Here is a 3217-nt window from a genome sequence, read left to right as displayed (position 1 = left end):
GTTCGCTCCTCGACTCACCTGCAGGCTCTTATTGCCGGTGAATTTCTGAGACGCCACCACAACGGCGGTGCCGCCCCCGCCCAGCACATGACCATCTCCGTAGCTTTCGAACGTACCGTCAACCCACGGATTAGCTCCCTGAGTACTGATGGTATTGATGCTGCTGGTCAGCGACGTGATACTCTGCGACTGGCTGGTGATAGTGTTTTCCACCTGGCTTACGCGACCAGTCAGTGAACTCACTGCAGTCGTGTCAGCCTTTTTACTCACCGTATCGTTTGTCGACCTGAGGCTGTTCTCCAGCGCCGTTATCGAGGAACTCAGGGAGTCAATATTACCCCCCTGGGTCTTCACTGTGTTCTGGAGCGTGGTAATTGCCGACGCGTTCGCATCAGCCTTCATCATCACACCGCCGGCTGCACCCAGCCCCATCATTATCCCGTTCACAAATTCGACTGAGGTCGAAATGTGAGCGGTGGCATCTCCACCGGTTGGCGCACGCAGTTCCAGACCATCGCCCGACCTCATGCCTTTGCGGCCAAGGAGAATATAGGCACCACGATACGGCAGGGAGTTGACGACTTCGGATGTACCACCAAGAGATTCCAGAGCAGACAATATCTTACCTCGGTTGCCAGATGGCTCATCGAATGTCAGGACGCAAACGTAAGTGCCACTAGTCAACGCCCCGATATCAGCCGACATCGTGTCGCCATTATTCGCGCTGCCAAAGACATCGTATGTTTTGGAGGTCGCAATCACCGCTGATCCGTCGCTTTGTTTTGCAAAAGTGACCAGCGCCCAGCTGCGACCAGGGGTAAACAGGTTTTTGCCGCTTTCATCAAAAACCCCAGGAGTTACGCTGTTGCCATTCCCCCGTGCAGTGACAGTAAACACAGTGCGACGGTTCATCGAGGCCTGCAGGCTGGTAATGCTACTGTTCGCCGCAGTTAAATCGCCCCCCTGAGATGTCACCGTGTTCCGTAAATCCTGCAATGCAGAAGCATCAGCCTTCTTACCGATATCGTTCTGAGCGGTAGCCAGTCCGTTTTCCAGTGAGGTGGTTCTATTACCAATAGAGCTGATTGCATCACCCTGCGTCTTAACCGTACTGGTCAGCGAGTCAATAGCGGAACTATTCGCTATAGTCGTTGCGTCTCGACGGGTAACAACGACGTTATAGATTGTGACACCCGCGGTAACGCCTATGTTCGGTTGCAGCCTTGCTGTGGTCGCGCCGACAGGAACGACAAACGTACCGCTTACAGCCTTCTTCTCACCAGCTTGATAACTCAAGTTGTTTGTGTAGACGGTTTTATTGTTGAGACTAGGTCCGTCAAAGCGCAACCCCCAGGCGAAAGTAATTGCCGCATCCACCAAACACATCAGGCTTAAATCCAGCGTATCGCCCGGTGTCACTTCAAACGGTGCGGAGCTCGGTTGCCATCCCCTTGCGCTGCTCACAGCAGCATAACCGTCAACAGTTGTCGCGTTCCCATCCCACCCCTGTGCGTTATTGAGCATCTTGGCGTTAGGGATGAGGTTAGCACCAGACGTCAGGCTATTCTCGATGGCCGTTACACGAGTGCCCTGGCTGGAAATGTCATTACCCTGCTGCGTCACCGTGTTCTGGAGTGTCTGCAGGGATGAAGCATCTGCCTTCTTCGCGACGTTAGCATTAGTGGTGCTAAGACCATTCTCCAGCGACGTTGTGCGATTACCAATAGAGCTTATGGAAGTGCCCTGCTGATTCACTGCCGTTGTCAACAAGTCCACAGCCGACGCGCTGGCGCTATCAGACGGAGACTCGTTCCAGTCGGAAACAACGTTACCTACCTCAAACTTCGGACTGTTGATGTACACCGTCTGGTCTTTGGAGGTATTACTCTCGATACGGCACAGAATCAGGCGCTTGGTACCCGTGGTAGGTGTCTGTTTCCACTTAACCCAATAGCGAGCCCATGAATTGGTCAGCGTGAAGTACGCACGGCCATCGGTGTTATTACCTTTCGCACCCTGGCTGGTCTCGATAGACGTTGTGGTGTTCGGATTGTAGAAGAACGCCGTCATCGTCTGGCCGGCAACACCGCCTTTCGCATAGAAGCTGTAAACGTACTCACCTGCATCGACAGGCGACTCAAGCGTGATTTCGCGCAGATCCTTGTAACCGGAGCCGGCTTTTACCGTTGCACCAATTACCGCGTTACCACGATACGTCTCGCTGGTAACGTTCGACCAGCCGGTCATATCGCCGGAGTTCTTGATCAGGTTTGTTCCACCGACAGAAATAGAATCAACCTTGTTGTTCAGATTCGTGACAGACGAACTCGTTGAGTTAATGTCTTTTTCGGTCTGGGTAACACGGTTGGTCAGTGCCGTCAGAGCATTAGCGTCTGCTTTATTGCTGACGTTGTTATTAGTCGTCGCCAGGTCATTTGTCAGTTCAGTGATGCTGTTACCCTGACTGGTGATCTGGTCGCCCTGTTGGGATACGGTCGAGTTCAGTGTCGAAATCGCATTAGCGTTAGCATCTGCTGTACTTTGCGCATTGTAGGCATCAGTCACTTCGGTAATGACCAGGTCATCAATGAGGAATGAGTTACCCGCCTTAACGCTGCTAACGTTAGGAATAGAAATCCTGACCATTGCCTGCTTAATACCGCTCTTCGTTGATTTCAGGTAACCAGAAACCTTCGTCCATTGAGTTGAAGAGAGATCCTTTGCCGCTTTGGTAACTGCCGGCCACTGCCAGGAGTTGTCCTGATACTGGAGCGATAAGCCGACGGAAATCTGCACGTTCTCGGCCATAGCGGTACTCTTGGCATCCAGCTTAACCCAGCATTCCATATAGAAGACTGCGTTATCGCGAACCTGGAATCCGCTGAAAATGTGGGTATCAGTGTTGTCAGTTGCATTGGCATTGTAGTCATTCGGACGCGTCACACGAATGCATTTATTGCCGCCATGCGAGTCGTCAGTGGTCACGATGGCACGGTTATTCGCCAGATTGTGGCCAACCGCGTAGCTTTCAAAAGTGCCATCAGGAAGCAGATTAGCGCCGCGTTTGGATTGCTGGCTCAGAGAGCTGCTGAGCGACGTAATGTTGCTGTTCGCCGCCGTCAGACCGGACTCCGTCTTCTCCACTCGTCCGGTTAGCGAGTTCATCGCCGTCTGATCCGCTTTGCTGGCCACATTCGCGTCTGTCTGCGTCAGCGCA

At 52.9% G+C, this 3217-nt stretch carries 1 protein-coding gene; it reads right to left on the bottom strand.

Going from position 1 to position 3217, the window contains the following annotated elements:
- On the bottom strand, window positions 1-3217 hold a 3217-nt coding region (locus KHQ28_RS13815; RefSeq protein ID WP_323131608.1), incomplete at both ends, for an interleukin-like EMT inducer domain-containing protein.

Source organism: Klebsiella sp. 28 (assembly GCF_018223905.1).
GTDB lineage: Bacteria > Pseudomonadota > Gammaproteobacteria > Enterobacterales > Enterobacteriaceae > Klebsiella > Klebsiella pneumoniae.
The sequence above is the reverse complement of the archived record's forward strand: the minus strand, read 5'-3'. Positions and strand labels throughout refer to the sequence as shown.